The organism is Rhodococcus sp. C-2 (assembly GCF_027854095.1).
In the GTDB taxonomy this organism is placed as follows: Bacteria; Actinomycetota; Actinomycetes; order Mycobacteriales; family Mycobacteriaceae; genus Rhodococcus_F; species Rhodococcus_F qingshengii.
In genome coordinates, this window is record NZ_JAQGFI010000022.1 from 1 (window position 1) to 16,362 (window position 16,362).

26 protein-coding genes and 1 tRNA gene are annotated in these 16,362 nt (G+C 59.3%); 21 read left to right on the plus strand and 6 right to left on the minus strand.

Annotated features, from left to right (window positions below):
• Window positions 1–58 precede the first annotated feature (58 nt).
• The 4 genes from PCS43_RS31210 to PCS43_RS31225 all read right to left on the minus strand — a co-directional run bounded on the left by PCS43_RS31210 (window position 59) and on the right by PCS43_RS31225 (window position 3,337).
• Entirely contained in the window at window positions 59–1,300 is a 1,242-nt protein-coding gene (locus PCS43_RS31210) for a tyrosine-type recombinase/integrase (RefSeq protein ID WP_209909517.1), read from the minus strand.
• 32 nt (window positions 1,301–1,332) lie between these two features.
• The gene (locus PCS43_RS33560) at window positions 1,333–1,734 is read right to left on the minus strand and encodes an ImmA/IrrE family metallo-endopeptidase (RefSeq protein ID WP_209909514.1); all 402 of its coding nucleotides are present in this window, start codon (window positions 1,732–1,734) and stop codon (window positions 1,333–1,335) included.
• A gap of 6 nt (window positions 1,735–1,740) precedes the next feature.
• On the minus strand, window positions 1,741–2,241 hold the full coding sequence (locus PCS43_RS31215) for a hypothetical protein (protein WP_209909511.1): 501 nt from the start codon (window positions 2,239–2,241) through the stop codon (window positions 1,741–1,743).
• An 868-nt stretch (window positions 2,242–3,109) separates the two neighbouring features.
• Complete coding sequence (locus tag PCS43_RS31225; RefSeq protein WP_209909507.1) at window positions 3,110–3,337, minus strand: hypothetical protein; 228 nt, start codon at window positions 3,335–3,337, stop codon at window positions 3,110–3,112.
• A gap of 72 nt (window positions 3,338–3,409) precedes the next feature.
• On the opposite strand from PCS43_RS31225, the gene PCS43_RS31230 reads away from it, so the two are divergent.
• From PCS43_RS31230 to PCS43_RS31300, 15 genes are all read left to right on the plus strand, one after another.
• Complete coding sequence (locus PCS43_RS31230) at window positions 3,410–3,595, plus strand: hypothetical protein (protein WP_209909504.1); 186 nt, start codon at window positions 3,410–3,412, stop codon at window positions 3,593–3,595.
• A complete protein-coding gene (locus PCS43_RS31235) occupies window positions 3,592–4,401 on the plus strand; it encodes a phage antirepressor KilAC domain-containing protein (RefSeq protein ID WP_209909501.1) in 810 nt (269 codons plus the stop codon). Before PCS43_RS31230 ends, PCS43_RS31235 begins: the two co-directional genes overlap by 4 nt.
• Window positions 4,398–4,649, plus strand: a complete 252-nt coding sequence (locus tag PCS43_RS31240; protein ID WP_209909498.1) for a hypothetical protein — start codon at window positions 4,398–4,400, stop codon at window positions 4,647–4,649. Before PCS43_RS31235 ends, PCS43_RS31240 begins: the two co-directional genes overlap by 4 nt.
• A complete protein-coding gene (locus PCS43_RS31245) occupies window positions 4,646–4,822 on the plus strand; it encodes a hypothetical protein (RefSeq protein ID WP_209909494.1) in 177 nt (58 codons plus the stop codon). The genes PCS43_RS31240 and PCS43_RS31245 overlap by 4 nt, the downstream gene beginning before the upstream one ends.
• 119 nt (window positions 4,823–4,941) lie before the next feature.
• Complete coding sequence (locus PCS43_RS31250; RefSeq protein WP_209909492.1) at window positions 4,942–5,313, plus strand: hypothetical protein; 372 nt, start codon at window positions 4,942–4,944, stop codon at window positions 5,311–5,313.
• Window positions 5,310–5,627, plus strand: coding sequence for a hypothetical protein (locus tag PCS43_RS31255; RefSeq protein WP_209909489.1), 318 nt, complete (start codon window positions 5,310–5,312; stop codon window positions 5,625–5,627). The genes PCS43_RS31250 and PCS43_RS31255 overlap by 4 nt, the downstream gene beginning before the upstream one ends.
• Entirely contained in the window at window positions 5,624–5,818 is a 195-nt protein-coding gene (locus PCS43_RS31260; RefSeq protein ID WP_209909486.1) for a hypothetical protein, read from the plus strand. Before PCS43_RS31255 ends, PCS43_RS31260 begins: the two co-directional genes overlap by 4 nt.
• Window positions 5,815–6,600 (plus strand): DNA polymerase III subunit beta family protein, encoded by a 786-nt coding sequence (locus PCS43_RS31265; protein WP_209909483.1) that lies wholly within the window; start codon window positions 5,815–5,817, stop codon window positions 6,598–6,600. The genes PCS43_RS31260 and PCS43_RS31265 overlap by 4 nt, the downstream gene beginning before the upstream one ends.
• Entirely contained in the window at window positions 6,597–6,914 is a 318-nt protein-coding gene (locus tag PCS43_RS31270; protein WP_209909481.1) for a hypothetical protein, read from the plus strand. Before PCS43_RS31265 ends, PCS43_RS31270 begins: the two co-directional genes overlap by 4 nt.
• Entirely contained in the window at window positions 6,911–7,102 is a 192-nt protein-coding gene (locus tag PCS43_RS31275; protein ID WP_209909478.1) for a hypothetical protein, read from the plus strand. The genes PCS43_RS31270 and PCS43_RS31275 overlap by 4 nt, the downstream gene beginning before the upstream one ends.
• Entirely contained in the window at window positions 7,099–8,025 is a 927-nt protein-coding gene (locus tag PCS43_RS31280) for a YqaJ viral recombinase family protein (RefSeq protein ID WP_209909475.1), read from the plus strand. The genes PCS43_RS31275 and PCS43_RS31280 overlap by 4 nt, the downstream gene beginning before the upstream one ends.
• Window positions 8,022–8,984 (plus strand): recombinase RecT, encoded by a 963-nt coding sequence (locus PCS43_RS31285; RefSeq protein ID WP_209909473.1) that lies wholly within the window; start codon window positions 8,022–8,024, stop codon window positions 8,982–8,984. Before PCS43_RS31280 ends, PCS43_RS31285 begins: the two co-directional genes overlap by 4 nt.
• Window positions 8,985–9,052: 68 nt before the next feature.
• Entirely contained in the window at window positions 9,053–9,418 is a 366-nt protein-coding gene (locus PCS43_RS31290; protein WP_065455380.1) for a hypothetical protein, read from the plus strand.
• A 243-nt stretch (window positions 9,419–9,661) separates the two neighbouring features.
• Window positions 9,662–10,309 carry a hypothetical protein gene (locus PCS43_RS31295; RefSeq protein WP_209909470.1) on the plus strand — a complete coding sequence of 216 codons (648 nt, stop codon included), beginning with the start codon at window positions 9,662–9,664 and terminating at the stop codon, window positions 10,307–10,309.
• Window positions 10,306–10,827 carry a crossover junction endodeoxyribonuclease RuvC gene (locus PCS43_RS31300; protein WP_209909467.1) on the plus strand — a complete coding sequence of 174 codons (522 nt, stop codon included), beginning with the start codon at window positions 10,306–10,308 and terminating at the stop codon, window positions 10,825–10,827. Before PCS43_RS31295 ends, PCS43_RS31300 begins: the two co-directional genes overlap by 4 nt.
• A 284-nt stretch (window positions 10,828–11,111) precedes the next feature.
• On the opposite strand, the gene PCS43_RS31305 is transcribed toward PCS43_RS31300, so the two are convergent.
• Complete coding sequence (locus PCS43_RS31305) at window positions 11,112–12,011, minus strand: SMEK domain-containing protein (protein WP_209909464.1); 900 nt, start codon at window positions 12,009–12,011, stop codon at window positions 11,112–11,114.
• Window positions 12,012–12,411: 400 nt separating this feature from the next.
• On the opposite strand from PCS43_RS31305, the gene PCS43_RS31310 reads away from it, so the two are divergent.
• The 3 genes from PCS43_RS31310 to PCS43_RS31320 all read left to right on the plus strand — a co-directional run bounded on the left by PCS43_RS31310 (window position 12,412) and on the right by PCS43_RS31320 (window position 14,515).
• Complete coding sequence (locus tag PCS43_RS31310) at window positions 12,412–13,035, plus strand: hypothetical protein (RefSeq protein WP_209909460.1); 624 nt, start codon at window positions 12,412–12,414, stop codon at window positions 13,033–13,035.
• 66 nt (window positions 13,036–13,101) lie between these two features.
• Complete coding sequence (locus PCS43_RS31315) at window positions 13,102–14,058, plus strand: DUF6602 domain-containing protein (protein ID WP_209909457.1); 957 nt, start codon at window positions 13,102–13,104, stop codon at window positions 14,056–14,058.
• A gap of 383 nt (window positions 14,059–14,441) precedes the next feature.
• Window positions 14,442–14,515: transfer RNA gene (locus tag PCS43_RS31320), tRNA-Leu, on the plus strand.
• A 187-nt stretch (window positions 14,516–14,702) separates the two neighbouring features.
• Here PCS43_RS31320 and PCS43_RS31325 read toward each other — a convergent pair.
• Window positions 14,703–15,023, minus strand: a complete 321-nt coding sequence (locus PCS43_RS31325; protein ID WP_270923204.1) for a DUF2510 domain-containing protein — start codon at window positions 15,021–15,023, stop codon at window positions 14,703–14,705.
• A 269-nt stretch (window positions 15,024–15,292) separates the two neighbouring features.
• On the opposite strand from PCS43_RS31325, the gene PCS43_RS31330 reads away from it, so the two are divergent.
• The 3 genes from PCS43_RS31330 (at window position 15,293) to PCS43_RS33565 (ending at window position 16,290) form a co-directional block, all read left to right on the plus strand.
• Window positions 15,293–15,715 carry a hypothetical protein gene (locus tag PCS43_RS31330; protein WP_209909454.1) on the plus strand — a complete coding sequence of 141 codons (423 nt, stop codon included), beginning with the start codon at window positions 15,293–15,295 and terminating at the stop codon, window positions 15,713–15,715.
• A gap of 120 nt (window positions 15,716–15,835) precedes the next feature.
• Window positions 15,836–15,982 carry a hypothetical protein gene (locus tag PCS43_RS31335; RefSeq protein WP_209909451.1) on the plus strand — a complete coding sequence of 49 codons (147 nt, stop codon included), beginning with the start codon at window positions 15,836–15,838 and terminating at the stop codon, window positions 15,980–15,982.
• On the plus strand, window positions 15,982–16,290 hold the full coding sequence (locus tag PCS43_RS33565) for an HNH endonuclease (protein ID WP_209909449.1): 309 nt from the start codon (window positions 15,982–15,984) through the stop codon (window positions 16,288–16,290). The genes PCS43_RS31335 and PCS43_RS33565 overlap by 1 nt, the downstream gene beginning before the upstream one ends.
• Window positions 16,291–16,362 lie beyond the last annotated feature (72 nt).

Sequence of the window (16,362 nt, forward strand, 5' to 3'; positions counted from 1 at the left end):
ACTTAAAATCCGTCAAGTGTCGGTTCGAGTCCGACTGGGGGCACCATATCGGTGCAGCTCAACGCACGACATGCAAGGCAGGTCGGCCCTCGAATCCTTCGCGGGTACGCAGAGGGTACGCAGGAGATTTACTCGAAGCCTCCGCGGCGGCGTCGAGAGCGGCCGCTACGGTATCGAGATCGTCCGCGAACAGGTGCCCGTAGCGGTCCAGTGTGAGGGTCGCAGTCTTGTGTCCGAGGAGCTGCTGGACGACCTTCACGTTGGCGCCGGCCGCGATCGCCAACGATGCTGCAGTGTGGCGCAACTCGTGAGGGACGAGCCCGTCCAGACCGACCTTCTTGGCGGCGGTGTCGAATACCCATCGGAACTCGCCGAGTGGAAGCCATCCGCCCTTGTGGCTTGGGAAGACGAGATCGTCCGGATCGGATCCCTCAAGCCGATCGCGAAGTTCGTCGACGACAAACTTGGGGATGGGTACCGATCTCGCAGCATGATTCTTCGTCGGGCCCTCAACGAGTCCGACGCCGGTGACGCGCGTGACTGACGTCTGCACACGGATCCGGGATGTTTTCAGGTCGACGTTCTTCTCTCGCAGTGCGATCGCTTCGCCGTATCGCAACCCGCAGTATGCGAGCACGAGAACCATCGTGTGGAATCTGCCGCATTCGGCCGCAAGGCGTCTGATCTGTTCGTGCGACAAGTAACGCTTGTCCGGGTCGGCTTTCCGGGGCAATTCGATGTCCGACGCGGGATTGAAGGCCAGCCGTTTGGCACGAATCGAGTAGCGGAGCACTTGGTCGAGAACTTGGTAGGCTTGGATGGTTCGCGAGGGCGAGAGTGGCTTGGTGCCGTTTTTCGTAACCTTGCCGGACTTGCTGAGCCCGGTCACCCAGATCTGCACATCCTCGTAGGTAATATCCGCTAGGGCCGTATCGCCCCATCGGGGGAGGACCTGTGTATCGAGCAGTGATCGGTATCCGGCGATTGTCGTCGGGGCTTTTGTCGCCTTCGTGGCGTACCACTGCTCGGCGACGACGCTGAATGCGGTTGCTTTGCGTTTCGGGTCTACCCAAGTCCCAGTCGCATGCTCGACGGTGAATTCCTCGACCCAGTCGTTGGCGTCAACCTTGCGGGCAAACCTTTTCGTGTGTTCGTCCCCATGCGCGTCAACGTACCTACCTCGCCATCGCTTCCCCTTGCCATGCAGCTTTGTTTCTACCTTCTCCGTCTCGCCGTTGACTGTGACGGATTTCCACCAAAGATCCTCGACGCCGGCGCGGCGGTTTCGTTTAATGGCCATGGATAGTCCTTTGAGATTTGTCGGATGAGAAACTACCGAGAGCGATGGGCATTTCGCCGTTGCAGTGATTGCCAGGCGTAGATCATTGGCGCGGTAACTCCGAGCTGCACCGCGAGGGTCGGGACATGCGGCCCGTACATTCGTTCAGTCACTTCATAGTCGTACGAATCAATCAGCAGTTTTGCCGCGAATTCGTCAGCCTTACGTTCCTGGCGAATGGCAACTATCGATCCTGGCTTATCGTCATGCTCGTGGCCGTAATGCGCATGCCCGAGCTCATGGCCGAAAGTGTGCGCCTTTTGTCGCGACTGAAGTCGAGTGTTGAGAACAATTCGCCGTTTGGAGTGGATGTACCGACCCCATTGGTGACCGGGTAGGAATCGCTCAACCACGGTAACCCCCATGGATTTTGCAGCGGTGTATAGCTGATCCATGGGTACCTATATGTCGTATTTCGACTCGTCGTCATCCTCGCCTATGTCTTGGCCCGGCTCGTGCGCCACATAAGGGAGATCCAGGTCGTCCACTTCGTCGTCAGTCTCTGACGGTTGTTCTGGCGGGGTCAATTGAAAAACATTGACGTCTTCCATGCCGGCAAGAGGTTCCGTCCCTCCACCACCCATAGGTGTGTCGTACGCCTGGGAGCCGCCTTGCATGCGGCGAAGAACCTCGTCCATGAGTTGTTCGTCTTCTGCATATTGGAGCGCTTCCTCGATCGATACCTCTGCAATATCGCTATCGACCAGCAGTCCGTATGCAATCAGTCCAGGAACGGCAGATTCTCCGTATCCCCGCGCAATCTTCACGATGGTTTCGGGAGTTAGGGCCGACTCCGCAAGCTGACGGTTCAAGGTTGCGGACGGCATGCCAGCCTTTTTGGCAATTTTCCGACCTGAGTCCCCGCCGGTGGTTTTGCGTATCCACTGGTCAATGTCTGTCATGTCTCAAGTATGAGACATCGAGTGTCTCGAAGTCAAGACATAACGAACCATTTCATGGTTGCATGAATAACCAGCTTGTGATTCAGTATGTCCAGAACATTGGACGGCACAAGCAAGGAGTGAGTTATGCAAGAGGTCGAAGCTCGAATGAGGCCTGGACTGCTTGAAAGACTGAAGCGAAATGCCGGTATAAATTCCGACGCGGCTTTCGCCTCACTGATCGGGTCGAGTCGCGCCACCCTGGATGAAGTACGTAGAGGTAGTCGCGCCCCGTCGATGGGATTCGCAATTGGAGTCTGCAAGGCATTCGGCCTTGGCCTCGGCGAAGTTGTCGAATTCGATCGTGACGAGATGAAGGCGTCGGCATGACTGCCGCCATTGCAGTCGTTCCGGACGGCGACGAATTCTGGCAAGCGACTCAGTGCCAAGCGGCTACCGGTGTGCCTAAGGGAACTTGGCTCTACTGGGCGCACATCGGAAAGGGGCCAGCAAGTTTCAAGCTTGGACGCCGCAGGGTCTGGCGAAAGAGCGTAATTCTTGCCTGGATTGCAGAACAGGAAGCCGCGGCTTCATGAAAAAGCCGTCATCTGCGCGAACAGATGACGGCTAACCGAATCCCAAGCAAAGGAATCTGATGACAGAGACTACCGCACAACCGCTTACCCGTGAAGACATCATGGCGGCAGTGATCGACGCACTCAACAACAACACGGTGAAGGTGATGACTTCGGGCAGGCCGAGTCGATTTCGCTTGGTCGCCAAGTCCGAGCAGGCGGCTCGTGACCGCCACCCCGCAGGTAAGGCAAAACCCCTCGCTCACACTGGTGTACGCGCCATCGTGAGCGAGGAACTCGGAATTGCTCGCGAACTACCAGCCGACCACGATCTCAGGATTGCCGCTGGTCGCGCCCTTGAGTGCTATCGGCGTGCTGTTCGATACGAGAACTCGAACCGTTCCCGATGGGGTTCTGAATCCGACAAACGCCCCAGCGCCGCCGCCCTGCAAGATCTCGGAAATGTCCTGCTCGAGTTTCTCGACGGCGTCGACGCCTCCGCTCAGGGTGTAGGTTTCGCCGCCGTAGTAGACCTTGGCCATAGTTCTTCTCCCTCGGTTGATGGTTGTGGTGACCTAACAGTAGGAGAGGCCGGATCCGTCGGGGGCGCCTCGGTGTCCTCGACGGAGAAGGTCGACGATCCTCGGATCTCGGCGCGATATGACCGGGCGCTGAACATGATCGCCATCAGCGTCGACGGCGAGGACGACGTCTACCTCCCGCGCGACGGCGCTTTCAACTTCTCGGACGAGATCGCCCAGGCGCTCGAGGTTCAGGCCAAGCTCGGCGGTGCAGCATGAGCGACTTGAATCTGTTCAACCACGATGAGTCGCCGTTCGACTCGATCCGCCAGGTGCGTCCGGACGACTCCGAGTTCTGGTCGGCTCGCGATCTTATGTCCGTCATGGGCTACGGCGCGTGGCGCGAGTTCAAGGTGCCGATTGATCGCGCAATGAAATCGGCCGCAAACCAGGGGCACGACGTGAGCAGGAATTTTGGGAGATCCACCAAAATGTCTTCCACCAAGCCTGCTGAGAATTTCGAACTTTCACGATTCGCCGCGTACCTCGTCGCGATGAACGGTGACCCGAATAAGTCGGAGGTCGCCGCAGCCCAGGCGTACTTCGCAATCCGGACTCGCGAAGCGGAGACGGCGCCAACCGCGGTCACGGAACTCTCTCGCCTCGACATCCTCAAGTTGGCGATTGCCGCCGAGGAAGAGAAGGCGGAGCTGCAGTCGCAGGTCGCAGCCCTCGAGCCGAAGGCAGCGTACGTCGACATCTTCGTTGCCTGCAGCGATGTGATGACGGTGCGCACGGTCGCCTCGACGCTCGGCGTAGGGGAGACGTGGCTACGTGCCGAGTTGATCGCACGCAATTGGATCTACGCCGAAAAGTCGTCCAGGTTCTCGGAGAGGCACGGCAAAGTCGTACCCCAGACGCGCTACTCCGAATACGCCGACAAGAAGGCATATTTCCAGCGTTGTGAGGCCCACGACGCTCCGCGGTTTCGAGGCGAGGTCATGCACACGCTGAAGATTACTCCCGCTGGTGCGCAAGCGATTGCACGTGCGGTCAGACGCTGGACGAAAGAGGCTGCAGCATGAACGAGTACACCACCCCGAGCGGCGAACGGATCGTTGTCGGCCAGGTCTACCGCGATGCCCGCGATGTCCATGTTCGGACACTTCGCGTCGATGAGATCAGCGTCGACCGCTACGACCACATCCGAGTGACGTGCACGATCATCCGACAGGAAGACGGCAGCAAGGTCACTGAGCCGATGCGGCCCACGACGATGGCTCCCTCGCGCCTGGTGAGCCGCGCGTTTCAATTGCTCGAGGACATCAAGTGACCGCCGTGGTAGCGGTTCAGCGTCAGCGCGCGCTCGCCGCGATCGAGGTCTACGAGGCGGCCCTCGAGGAGTACGAGCTCCCGTCGGCTCCACTGTCGGAGGCTGAACGGATCGTCGCTGCCGACAGGGTAATCGCTGCTGCCGCTGGACTTCGAGTCGCTATGCCGATGTAGCCCAACAACTCCGGTGGCGTCACCACTGTAGGACCGTGCCGGTCCAGATGGCCGGCAACCCGACGCCACCGGCCCAAACTTCCCACACTCCCCATTTCTCCTGCGAAGGACATTTTGTGATGACGCATACCCAAAACACGCCCAAAACGGCACCGGTGCAGCCTGAAACGTGCCCGGATTCGTCGCCGCTCGCAGGGCTCGGCCCCAGCGATCCGCTGGTCACTGCGCAGGCTTTCGACTGGCCCGGCGATTCCGACGTCGACCATGACGACGACCTCGACGCGCTCACCATCGAGAACGGATCGATCCGCTTCGCCGACGAGGTGAAGCCGGTTGTGGTCGACGGCAACACCTGGGCCGAATGGGGACTGGAACCCGCGCCGAAGTCGTCCCGCCGCATCAAGGTTGCCGCGATCGTCAATCTGGCGGTGATCGCGATCCTGCTGGTCGCCGCTATGGCCTCGCTCGGCCCGATCGGTGGTGCAGCATGAGGCGCCCAACCGCGACTCAGCGGGCAGCTCGGATGGCAGAGCGGGTCCTCATCGAAGGCCGACTGGTTCACCCTCGCGCGAATCACGGCACCATGACCGGCTACAACAACTTCGGCTGTCGTTGCCTCGATTGCGCAGCGCGAGAAACCGAGCGGAAGCGACGAGCTCGTGAGCCGCGGTTTGACGGCGAGTGGACCCGTTTGGATTCCATGCGGGTCGACGAGTGGGCTCGATCCCATCCGAACCGCACACCACTGCAGTGTGATCCGCACCTGTACGCGCTGCTACACGACGCCGAGTCGGTGGCGGCATGACCGACCACATTCACAACACCGAATGCACGAAGCTCGGTCACCCCTGCCACGGCCGCGGCGTCCCGTGCAAGAAGTCTCACCCAACGCAACCGGATCTCAACTGCGCCAAGCTCGCCGGCCACGGCCCCAATCACGAGGGCTGGGGCAACGCAATGAAGCGAATCGAATGGACCACGGAGGAAACAGCATGAGCACCACATTTGAAATCACTCGCGGCGATCTCGCGAAGGCTCTCACGATCGGACTCAAGTTCGCCGGCAAGGACTCGACCCTGCCGATGCTGTGCGGGATCGACCTGTCGATCACCAAGCGTCAGTTCGTCGTTGCAGGCACGGACCGATTTCGGTTCGGCCTGCTGCGCCTGGACGTGAAGGATCTCGAAGGCAATGACGGGCGGCTCGGATTCCTCGAGCGCGGCACCGCGACGTTTCTTCTCAAGATGCTGAACGGCGGCCGCTCCCGGTCCAAGCTGGAATCTCTCAAGGTCAAGGTCGAGGGCTCGTCACTCACCATCGCCGGATACCGGCGGAGCGTGACCGTTGATCTGGTCAGCGAGGAGTTCCCCGACGTCACACGCATTCTCACTGAGCAGATGAAGGCTTCAGTAGACGTCGACAACTGGGCCGTCAACACGGACTACTTCGCTGATTTCAAGGGCGCAGCATGGAACCCGGGCGATAGCGCGAGAATACGTGCAACGTCACCGTCGAGGGCCGTTGTCGTCATGGTGGGTGAGCACTTCATCGGGATCATCATGCCCGTTCGATCGATGACTCCATACGAGGAGAAGTCTGCAGAGTGGGCCGAATTCCTCACCCCGACACCCGAACTTGAGCCCGAGAAGCCGAAGCGCGCGCAGCGAAAGAAGACGCCGACTAAGGCTGTGGCGACGGCGCCTGCGAAACGTGCGCCGACGAAACGCGCTGCAGCGAAGAAGGCTCCCTCCAAGCGTGCATCCAAGGCGGCGAAGTGACTGACCCACTGCAGGATCCGGTCAACAGCCCCGACTGGTACGAACAGGAGATCGGCGAACAGGTCGATCACGCGTACGAGAGTCTCGTCGCGGATCGTGTTGAGAAGTTCCCGACGCGTGAACCTGCGACGTTCCCCGCGGTGCCGAGCTTCATTACCTGGGGGTGCGGGACGTGCGGGAAGTGGCGGTCCGCGCCATGCGCACCGAGCTGCGTGTTCGGCGGCCAGGGTGATCCGGCCGACTTCAAACGCGCGCGTGTCGAGACGGAACGTCGCGAGGACGTCCAGGCGGCAATGCGCGGTGAGTGGGAATGAAACTCTCCGAAGCCATCGAGAACGTCGGCAAGCGGGTGATCTACACGCACCCAGCAACTCTGGCGACCGAGCCCGGAATCATCCGCAGCGTTGACATCGCGAACCGCGGACTCGTGAACGTCCAGTACGGAGCCAACATCTGGGCCACCCATCACGACAACCTCACATTTGATCGGAGCAGAAGATGACCTCGCGACTAGTGACGACGAAGGCCGTACCGGGCTCGCCGGAGTGGCTGACGATAATCACTGCGTCCAAGATTCCGTCGATTCTCGGTATCTCGCGGTTCAAGTCGCAGTTCTCGCTGTGGCACGAGATGGCCGGCACCGTGACGCCGGAGCCGATCGGCAAAGCGCAGCAGGACGATTTCGACTACGGCCATGCCGCGGAGCTGGCGGCCGCCGAATACTGGCGATACAAGAATCCCGGATGGAAGCTCTCGCGAGCCGAGGTCCAGTACACCAATGACGCACTGGGATTCCCCAACGCCGCCACGGTCGACGCCCGTGGTTCACGCGGATCGAAGCGCCGCGGTGTGGAGAAGAAAACAGCACGCGACCTCGCCGAGTGGGGCGACGACGGATCCGGGGAAGTGCCCGCGGACTACACCGCGCAGGTGATCTGGCAGCAGATCGTCACCGGCTGGCTCGACCCGTCGGACGTCGTCCTGTGGCCGCAATACGGCAAGCCAAAGATCTACACGATCGCGCACGATCCGGTTGTCGCGGAACTCATCCTCGACCGCGTCAGGGAATGGAATGCCAGCCTGGCCGCAGGAATTCCGCCTGAACTCGACGACTCGATCAGCACGTACGCGACGGTTCGGCGTCTGCATCCCGACATCGATGGAACCGAGGTGCAGATCTCAGCGGAGCAGGCTTTCGACTACCTCGCAGACGATGGCGAACTCAAGGCTTTGACAACTCGCCACCGAGGCCGAAAGACCTTCGTCCTCAACACAATGGGCAACGCCAAGTACGCGATGTGCGGAGACCTCAAAATCGCCGAACGCAGACCAGGCAAGGGCGGCAATATCTCGCTCTACGCCAACACGAAGCTCGATCCCGCTTCGATCCTCAATCCCGAAACAGTGAAGGAACTTTCAGCATGACAAATCAGATCGCGGTACGCGGCAACACGACAGATCTCGTTATCGACCCGACCCAGTCGACGTTTACTGATGTGCAGGTGGCGGCACTTCGGCAGCTCGGTGTCGAGGATGCGCCGAAGGGCGACCTCGACCTGTTCTTCCATCAGGCAAAGCGCACGGGTCTGGATCCTTTTGCAAAGCAGATCTACATGCTCGGTCGCCGCACGAAGATCAAGGTGTGGAACGAGCGGGCGAAGCGTCAGGACGAAGAGTGGGTCATGAAGTACACGATCCAGACGGGGATCGACGGCTACCGCGTGACCGGTCACCGGCTGGCGCGTCTCGCTGGTGACGACATCGCGGTCGAGGGTCCGTTCTGGCGCGGCGCCGACGGCGGATGGGATGACGTCTGGCTGGACCCGAACCGTCCACCGCTGGCAGCGAAGTACATCGTCGTCAAGAACGGCGTGAAGTACTCGTCTGTCGCAATGTACGGCGAGTACGTACAGACGTATTCGAAAGACGGGCAGCAGCATCCGAATTCGATGTGGGCGAAGATGCCGGCCAACCAGCTCGCGAAGTGCGCGGAGGCTGCGGCGTGGAAGAAGGCGTACCCGAACGATTTCTCGGGCATGGTCCTCGAGGACGCTGTGCAGGTGATCGAGGCCGAGTCGACGTCGGTGACGTCGGAACGCGTGCCGGCGCCGAAGGGTGGCACCGCTGGTTTGGCTGCCGCGCTCGGTGTGACGGCCGAACCGGAGCAGCCCGCGATCGAAGTACGCGCGACACCTGACGAGTTGCAAGGGCTGCTCGCGGCTCTGGACAAGCATGGGATCGAGGTGTCGGAGCGGGCGGCATTCTTCGCTGCGCGGCTCGAGAGGCCGCAGGGGCAGGAACTCTCCGGGCTCGAGGATCTGACGAGCGCCGAGGTGGCAACCACGATCCAGTTTCTCGAAACCGGCGAAGAACCGGCCGAGTAAGTCCAACTGCAACAGGCTCGGGCCGTCTCTTCGGCGGCGGCCCGGGCGAGCAAGGTGAGAACTGAACCATGACGGCAGAGCCAGCGATCGAGTTCGAGGACGGGCAGCAGTCGGTCGATCGGTTCGTCTGGGAGGGCATCGTCCGACGTGTCAGCATGCCCTCGGGCGCGAAGTATCTGGCGCTGATGTTGGCGACGTTTTCGGACAGTGACGGGTCGCGAATTTATCCCGGCGTCGACCATTTGGGTCGGGTGCTGGAGGTGTCGAATCGGACGGTGATTCGGAACATGTCGTGGCTTCGGGAGAACGGTTTCGTGACTCGTTCGAAGAAGGGGAATCGGTACCAGAAGTTGGCGGACGAGTACCAATTGACGGTTCCGCCAGACGTTCTCGATCGGCTTGTTTTGGATCCTGATGGCGCAGAGTCTAAGTGACATGGGTGTCACCTAGAGATTGTTTCCACAGGCTGTGGATAGGGGCTCGAAATCCTGTGGATAACTACTGATTTCAGAAAACAGACCGAAAAGTCTAAGTGACATTTGGAACAAGTCTAAGTGACATTTCGAGCAAGTCTAAGTGACACCCATGTCACCCCACCATATTTACCAACCCATAAACACCAACCACATACCAATCCTTCTGGTTGCTCTAGGTGAGTACCTCACTTGTGGATGTGGATGAACGAAGGAAAATCGATGTCGGCATTGGGTACCAAAAAGCGCGACGTGTTCGCGGACGCAAAACGGAACTTCGACCACATGGTCACTGAGCACGCGATGACGATCCTTCGGGACGACGAGCTGTACCGGCACATCCGTTGCCGGCGCCCAGGGACGAGCCTCTGCGGCTGGGATCTGATCACCTGGCCCGGCCACCTCGTCGTCACCGGTGACGTGGAGAGCTTCCACTTCGCTCGCGAGGCGGACATGTTCGGATTCTTCGAAATGTGCGGCAACGAGCACGGCATCAACCCGGACTACTGGGGCGAGAAGATTCAGGGCAGCGCAAAATGGCGAACCCACTCGCCAGAGCGGTTCACCCAGCTCGTCGTCGAACACTTCTGGGAGCGCCGACACAGCTACGAAGGCGACACCGCGGCGCTGTGGCGAGCGATCCGCGAGGACGTCCTGATCCACGCCGAGTACGCGGTGGCCGCACGGGATGCGTTGATGAGCTTCCAGCACTGGGACCGGCAGGCCGGCACATTCGAGTTCTCCGACGCGTGGGAGTGGAGCTTCCTCGACGCCGACTGGCACTACCTGCGATCGCTGCACGCGATCGTCTGGGGCATTCGGAAGTACCGGGCAGCGAAGGCGCAATCGTGAGAACCGTCCTCGGGATCGATCCCGGAGCACGCGCAACGGGGCTCTGCGTCCTCTCAGGCGACCAAATCGTCGCCCACCAGACCATCACCTCAGAAGGCGAGCTATTTCCCGCAGAACGGCGCTACGTCCTTGCGGTCCTCGAAGCTGGCGCTACGCTCCTACAAATCCACGACGTCGACCTCGTCGCCGTCGAAACAATCACACGACCCAGTTGGCACATGAAAGGCCGCGCCGCCGTCGACCCCACCGCACTACTCGCCACCGCCGAAGTGCTCGGCGCAGTCCTCGGAGTCGACTGGCCCGTCAACGTCACCCAGATCCGACCCAACAAGAACGGCTCACAACCACTCGGCACCTACCCCGGAGTGCTCGTCTCATCAGGTGAGCGACGCACGGCGGGGTGGGAAGCCCGAATCGGAGGCGGTCAACTCCGGCACGCACGCAGTGCCTACGACGTCGCACGCCTCGCCAGCCACGAACTCGCCCGCAATTTCACACTCGCACAGGAGAACTCATGAACACCAAGCTGATCATCCAAACGGAGGCTAAATAGAGGAAAGGTGACCGACTCACACTCGCCGAGTTACCGCAGTTTCTCGACGCGACTGCAGAATGGCCGCGCGACACGGCAGTCCAGATCTTGAGCTACGACAGCCAACGTGACGGCTATTCGATCACGATCGGCCCCACCCTCGGTAGTGCGAAACGACCGGCCTCACTATCTAGTTCGCGACGGCGATCCTGGTGAAGGCTGGTTCGTCGACAATGCTGAGTGCCTGACGGAACTGACGCGATGCCTTGTCTAGTTCATGTAATTCATCATTTCTCCGGATGGCAAAATCTGATTGGCAAGTCCATTTTCAGTGCAGAATAGGTTTACCTTAGCTAAAAGTTCATCTCGAATCTCGGTTAGCTTCTCAACCTCGGTTGATGGCAAAAAATGCTGCCCTACCCTTCGCTGGGGGGAGACAATTTGCCGCATCAGCCCAACTTTCACGTCAATTATTTCAAGGATCTCAAGATAAATATCTTCTTTGTAGTCAACTTGAGGTTTTGCGACCAGGGTTCTACCTTTGATGGATCCAATTGTTGCGATTTGCTTAATCTCTCCGAGGGCATGATGCATGTCATCGAAGTTTCCTTCCATGTCGTAGGAGTGGCGTATAGCATCTCGATTCAGAACCGAAAGAACCACTTCGAAACAGTGGCGGTCGCTCATGTTGTAATAGTGTTCCCATGGTATGCTCCGGCTTATACGATCGGCAATTTCTTCCTTGGTTTCGGCGGTTAAGTTATCTAAATCTATAGAATTTTTCAGCGTTGAAATGTGCACCCAATCCAGGGGGTCGCTAAGCTGGCTGACTGATCGGACTCCTATGATATATAAATCATCATATTTCCTTTGCAAATTTTTCTTCTTGAAGGTTGCTAACGTCTTGTTGATTTTCGTTTTGTTGGCTGTCATTGAAACTTGTACTGCTATTCGTTTGCTGTCGTCGTATAGATCGATTGCCGGTGTGTTTGAGTTCGATCCGTTGGGGTTGTGTAAGTTCCAGCCGTATGCTGCATTTAGGAGTTCTTGAGTTAGATGTTCGAGATCGTTGTATATATTTCCTCTTGATTTGTTGCTATAGGCCTTTGCGTGTGACTCGAATAGATCAAGTCGTGAAACAATTTGATCGTTGATTTGGCTGTCGTACATTTGATTGCTCCTACTGATGTCGATTGAGCGGTAAGTGTAGGAGACTACTCGATGGCCGGTGCGAGTAGGTCTCTTTCCTTGGAATACAAAAAATTGGGTGTGGCATCCCTAAGTGGTCGACGAGTCGGGAAGTTTGACGGTGGCAGTGATGTTCAGGTGTTTGGTATTAGTCCGATTCGCTTCCGTTTAAACATGTTGCGCGGCAATGTAATTCGTAAACTATCATGATAGAATATGATCGACGATCAGAAAGGTCTTGCGCATGGGATTGGCTGCGGATTACTTCTACCTACCGAGATTTGATCAGAAGTCTTTACTTGACATTCTGAGGCAAATCCCTTCACTCGCGGAAGATTTAGCGGTCACGACATGTCGGCTGGATCGGATCGGTAAGGGCGACATGAAAATCGCATCGAGTACCGATGTGCAGCCCTTGCCGTTCAATCTCGGCGCAAGCAATGCGATCGACCTGCTGTTCAACGAGCTGGCAGGTTGGGCTAGGCACGTATGCGATTCCCGCGGGATCTCCTACATGCCAACGGGCTTCACGCACGACGTCAACTTCGTCGGCCCGCTCCGTGAATCCGAGAACCGATTGCCGCACGACTACCAGGAATCAGTGGTCGGGTTGGCGCGGTGGCTGCGGCGAAACATCATTTCGCTCGCGATGACCGAAGGCGCCGATACAGCATACGTCGACATCAGCAACGTGATGGATCGATGCTGGGCGACCGTTGATATTCCGGCCGAGAATCCGGTGCCGGTTCACGAGAAGGACGACGTGCTCGAGCGCGTCCGTGCCCGAATGCTGCACCGCGCCGGCATCGTCCAGGTCGCCGAACTGCTGGCGCGGCAGTATCCCGAGTATGCGGGGCTTACTGTGAATCGAGTTAACGCGCTGCGGAAGGGTGGACATATAGCGGCAGACCGCTGCGGCGTTTTGACGCAAGCCGAAGTGTTTCATATGGGCGATGTTCTCGATGCTCACCTGTTGGTGCCGACTCGCGCAAGGAGGGCTGCGTGACCGACAAGGCTTAGTGCGGCTAAATTCCTGGTTGCCGAAACGTTGGTTTTAGGGTTGCATAGCCCGATGGCGCATGAACACTTTCAGTGGCTCAACGAGGTTGGGGAAACAATCACCCGCGAGTACGACCAACTTCAGAACCAGACGAGTGGGACACCTTCGCGGATTCAGCAGACAGGACACCGAGCGGAGGCGAAGTGGGCAGCACTGCTAAGTGCGTGGCTGCCCCCATCCTACGAAGTCGCGACCAGGAAGTATCTCCTTCTTGAGGACGAGGCGGGGCCTGATACATCCAAGGAAACCGACATCGTTGTTTTCCATCCCAGCTATCCAACGCATCTACGAACAAATGCGGCAGTTTTGGTCTCCGGTGTTGTGGCTGCCTTCAGTGTCAAAACCACCCTGGATCGATCGGGTATTGAGGACGCGGTCAGTGAAGCCGCCGCCGTGAAGAATGGGGTGATGTCTCGCGGTTATACCGCTAGGTGCGATGTTGAAGCATCTCCTGTTTATGGACTTCTCGCGCACAGTCACTGCTGGAAGGCGCCGAATTCAGATCCTGAAGCGAACGTCTCCGCAGCACTTGAAGAATTCGATATGGTCTATTCGAAGACGCCTCGTTCGGGCCTCGACTTGGTATGTGTTGCGGACCTCAGCTTGTGGTCACGGCATGCAATGGGTATTACACGTGAGATGGCCTCGGAGATTAACCGGCTATCGGGGCAGAACCTCTGGCGTGAAGGTATCCAGTCTGGATTCATGAAGCTGGACAGATCTGATAGTGCTGAAGGATCTCAAATGGGCGTCGCGCCTGTGGCTGCCTTTGTCAGCTCCTTGTGGACGAAACTGGCTCGCCATAGCCCGGAGTTGACGTCGATTGCGGACGGACTGCGGGTGACGGGCACGGGTGGAACAGCGACAGCGGATATGCGGTGGTGGGCCTTTGACGAAGTGTTCAGTACCGGAACGCTCGATAACCTACGGACGGGCAGGCTGTCGACTGAGACATTTAGTTGGCCCTAAGGCTGAAATGGGTTGCGAGTGTGCGTGACGCTTAACCACACTCCAGGTGTTACGCTCAACGCGTTGGCGCGAGTAGTGGATGAAAGTCCGCCTCGCGCCGTTGTCGTCCAGGGGCGCGTCTGGATCTGTCGATGCACTAGCCGAAACATCACCGGCGGGTGCTCCGGGAATCAACGCCACAATCTTCCGCTCAGGTCAAAGTCGCCGATCTGGTTCTGCTCACGCGCCGGATATGGAATCCAAGCTCGCACCAAGACGGCCCCGCCGTAGTGCATTGCTGCCTGAGCGGGCTCAATCGTCCCCGCTGTTGTGGGGCACACGGTGATCCGGGGAGATCGGCAGCCGTACAACTGAATAGCCCCGGCCTGCAGGCGGGGCCTCAATGGTGGGTAGCTCAATTGGCAGAGCAGCGGGTCAAGTCCCCGATCGCGTGCAGGTTCGAGTCCTGCCCTATCACCAATCGTTTCGACAAATTCATCGGAGACTGAAGTGACTGTCCTGCGAAGCCTGATTGCCGTCGTCTACATCATCAGATACTCACGTTCGTGGATCCGATGATCCTCGGATTGATCGCGGCAATCCGAATTGTGTGGGCACTCATCGAGTTCTGGGTGATCTAGCAGTCCTTCGTTGCGTTCGGCGCCCTACTGCCGAGGCAAAGTTGCCGCTGTCCATTCGTTGCCATTGAACCAGCGAACCTGAGACGGATCCTGCTGGTCGGGGTACCAGCCCGCGAGCATGAATGTCCCCGCGGGGCGGTGGTGGATCGGCGCTGGTTTGACCACGAGTCCGCGGATCGCCAACGCAACCCACGCGAGCACGCCGCCTGTGACAGCAAGCGAGAGCAGCACGAAGATCGGGCCGCTTCCAGCCCAGTACAGGCCTGACGCCATGACGAGCAGGAACAGCAAGACGAGAACTGATGCCACTAAATTGGCGATCTTCAATCCCTTGCCATCATTCACGATTCAGCTCACTTCTCTCGTCGGTGGATACATCGTGCCACTCGCCGACCGCGCCCATGTCTAGATCCCATCCTGCGGAACGGTGGTGTGGTAATGCCAAGGCTCAAACTGATCCGCTGGGCCATCGAAGGTCTAGTGCGGATGTGGAGATCGTGAATGCGAAGTGGTCCGACTTCCCCGCTGAACAACCAAACATCGATCCCGGCCCGTACCTCTGCGCAGGGTGTGGCCATTGGATTCCGTGCAGACTCTGTGAGGAAGGATCAACAATGACAGATGTAGTCGATGGACAGTCCCGGGCCGTGAGCACTTCGGAGTTCCCGGAGAACTTCATTCCCCGACGTGACTCCATCATGGCGCTGCGCCGCATGGAACGGATGCTTCGGATACTCCTGGCCCCCACCAAGGCTGACCCCTACTTCCGTCGGGGCACCCCGCACTACGAGGAGGCCACCCGGGTACTGGGTGCCAGTGCAGGATGGACGCTCGACGTATCGGCTCGTCAGATCAGCAAGCGTTGGCTCAAGGTCGATCGCTTCGTCCTCGACGCCGACGGCGAGGCACAACTCACCGCCGCCAATGACGGAACACTCGTCACCGAGTCCGTCCGTATCCGGATCCCTCGCGACTCGTGGCTCGCGCGCGGCTACTCCCATCGGCGACACCGCAAGGGTCTTCCCGCCGTCGGGTAGCCGATCCCGAGTGCAGGCCGCAGTGCATCAGGGCCACATCGGCACCAGGCTGTCGCGGTCAATCGCCGCGGCGGCCGGCGCTGTACTCATGTCGAACTCGGAAGTGAAAGGCAGGAACGCATGCCAACACTCGAAGACATGATCGTCGACGACCTCACTCATCTCCGACGCGAGCGAAGCCGAGCGAACAAACCGGCAGTCGCCTTACTCACTGCGACTCTCAACGGTCGGCTCGCACTGCTGACCGGTGATGGGCAGGCCCACTGATGGCCTGGGAGCGCGGAGGCCACAGCCGCACCAGCACCGCAGCCCACCGACGCTGGGCCAGGCAGGTCAAAACGCGGGACGGATACCGGTGCAAGAGGTGCGGGTATCAGGGCAGTGCGACGGCCCAACCGCATGACATCGAGGCCAATCACATCGTCAACACCAGGTCCGGGGGCACCGACACGCTCTCCAACGGAGAGGCCCTCTGTTTGCCTTGTCACGCCGCGGAGACTCAACGCGAGGCTCAGGCCGGACGAGCAAAGAACGGCCGCCTCCGACCAGTTGAGCCGCACCCGGGCCGACGCTGACGTGACCTCCGCACCGCCACGCCGGCCCGTCCCGTGACCCCCTGGGGGGATGCCCCTACCCCCACCCCCACG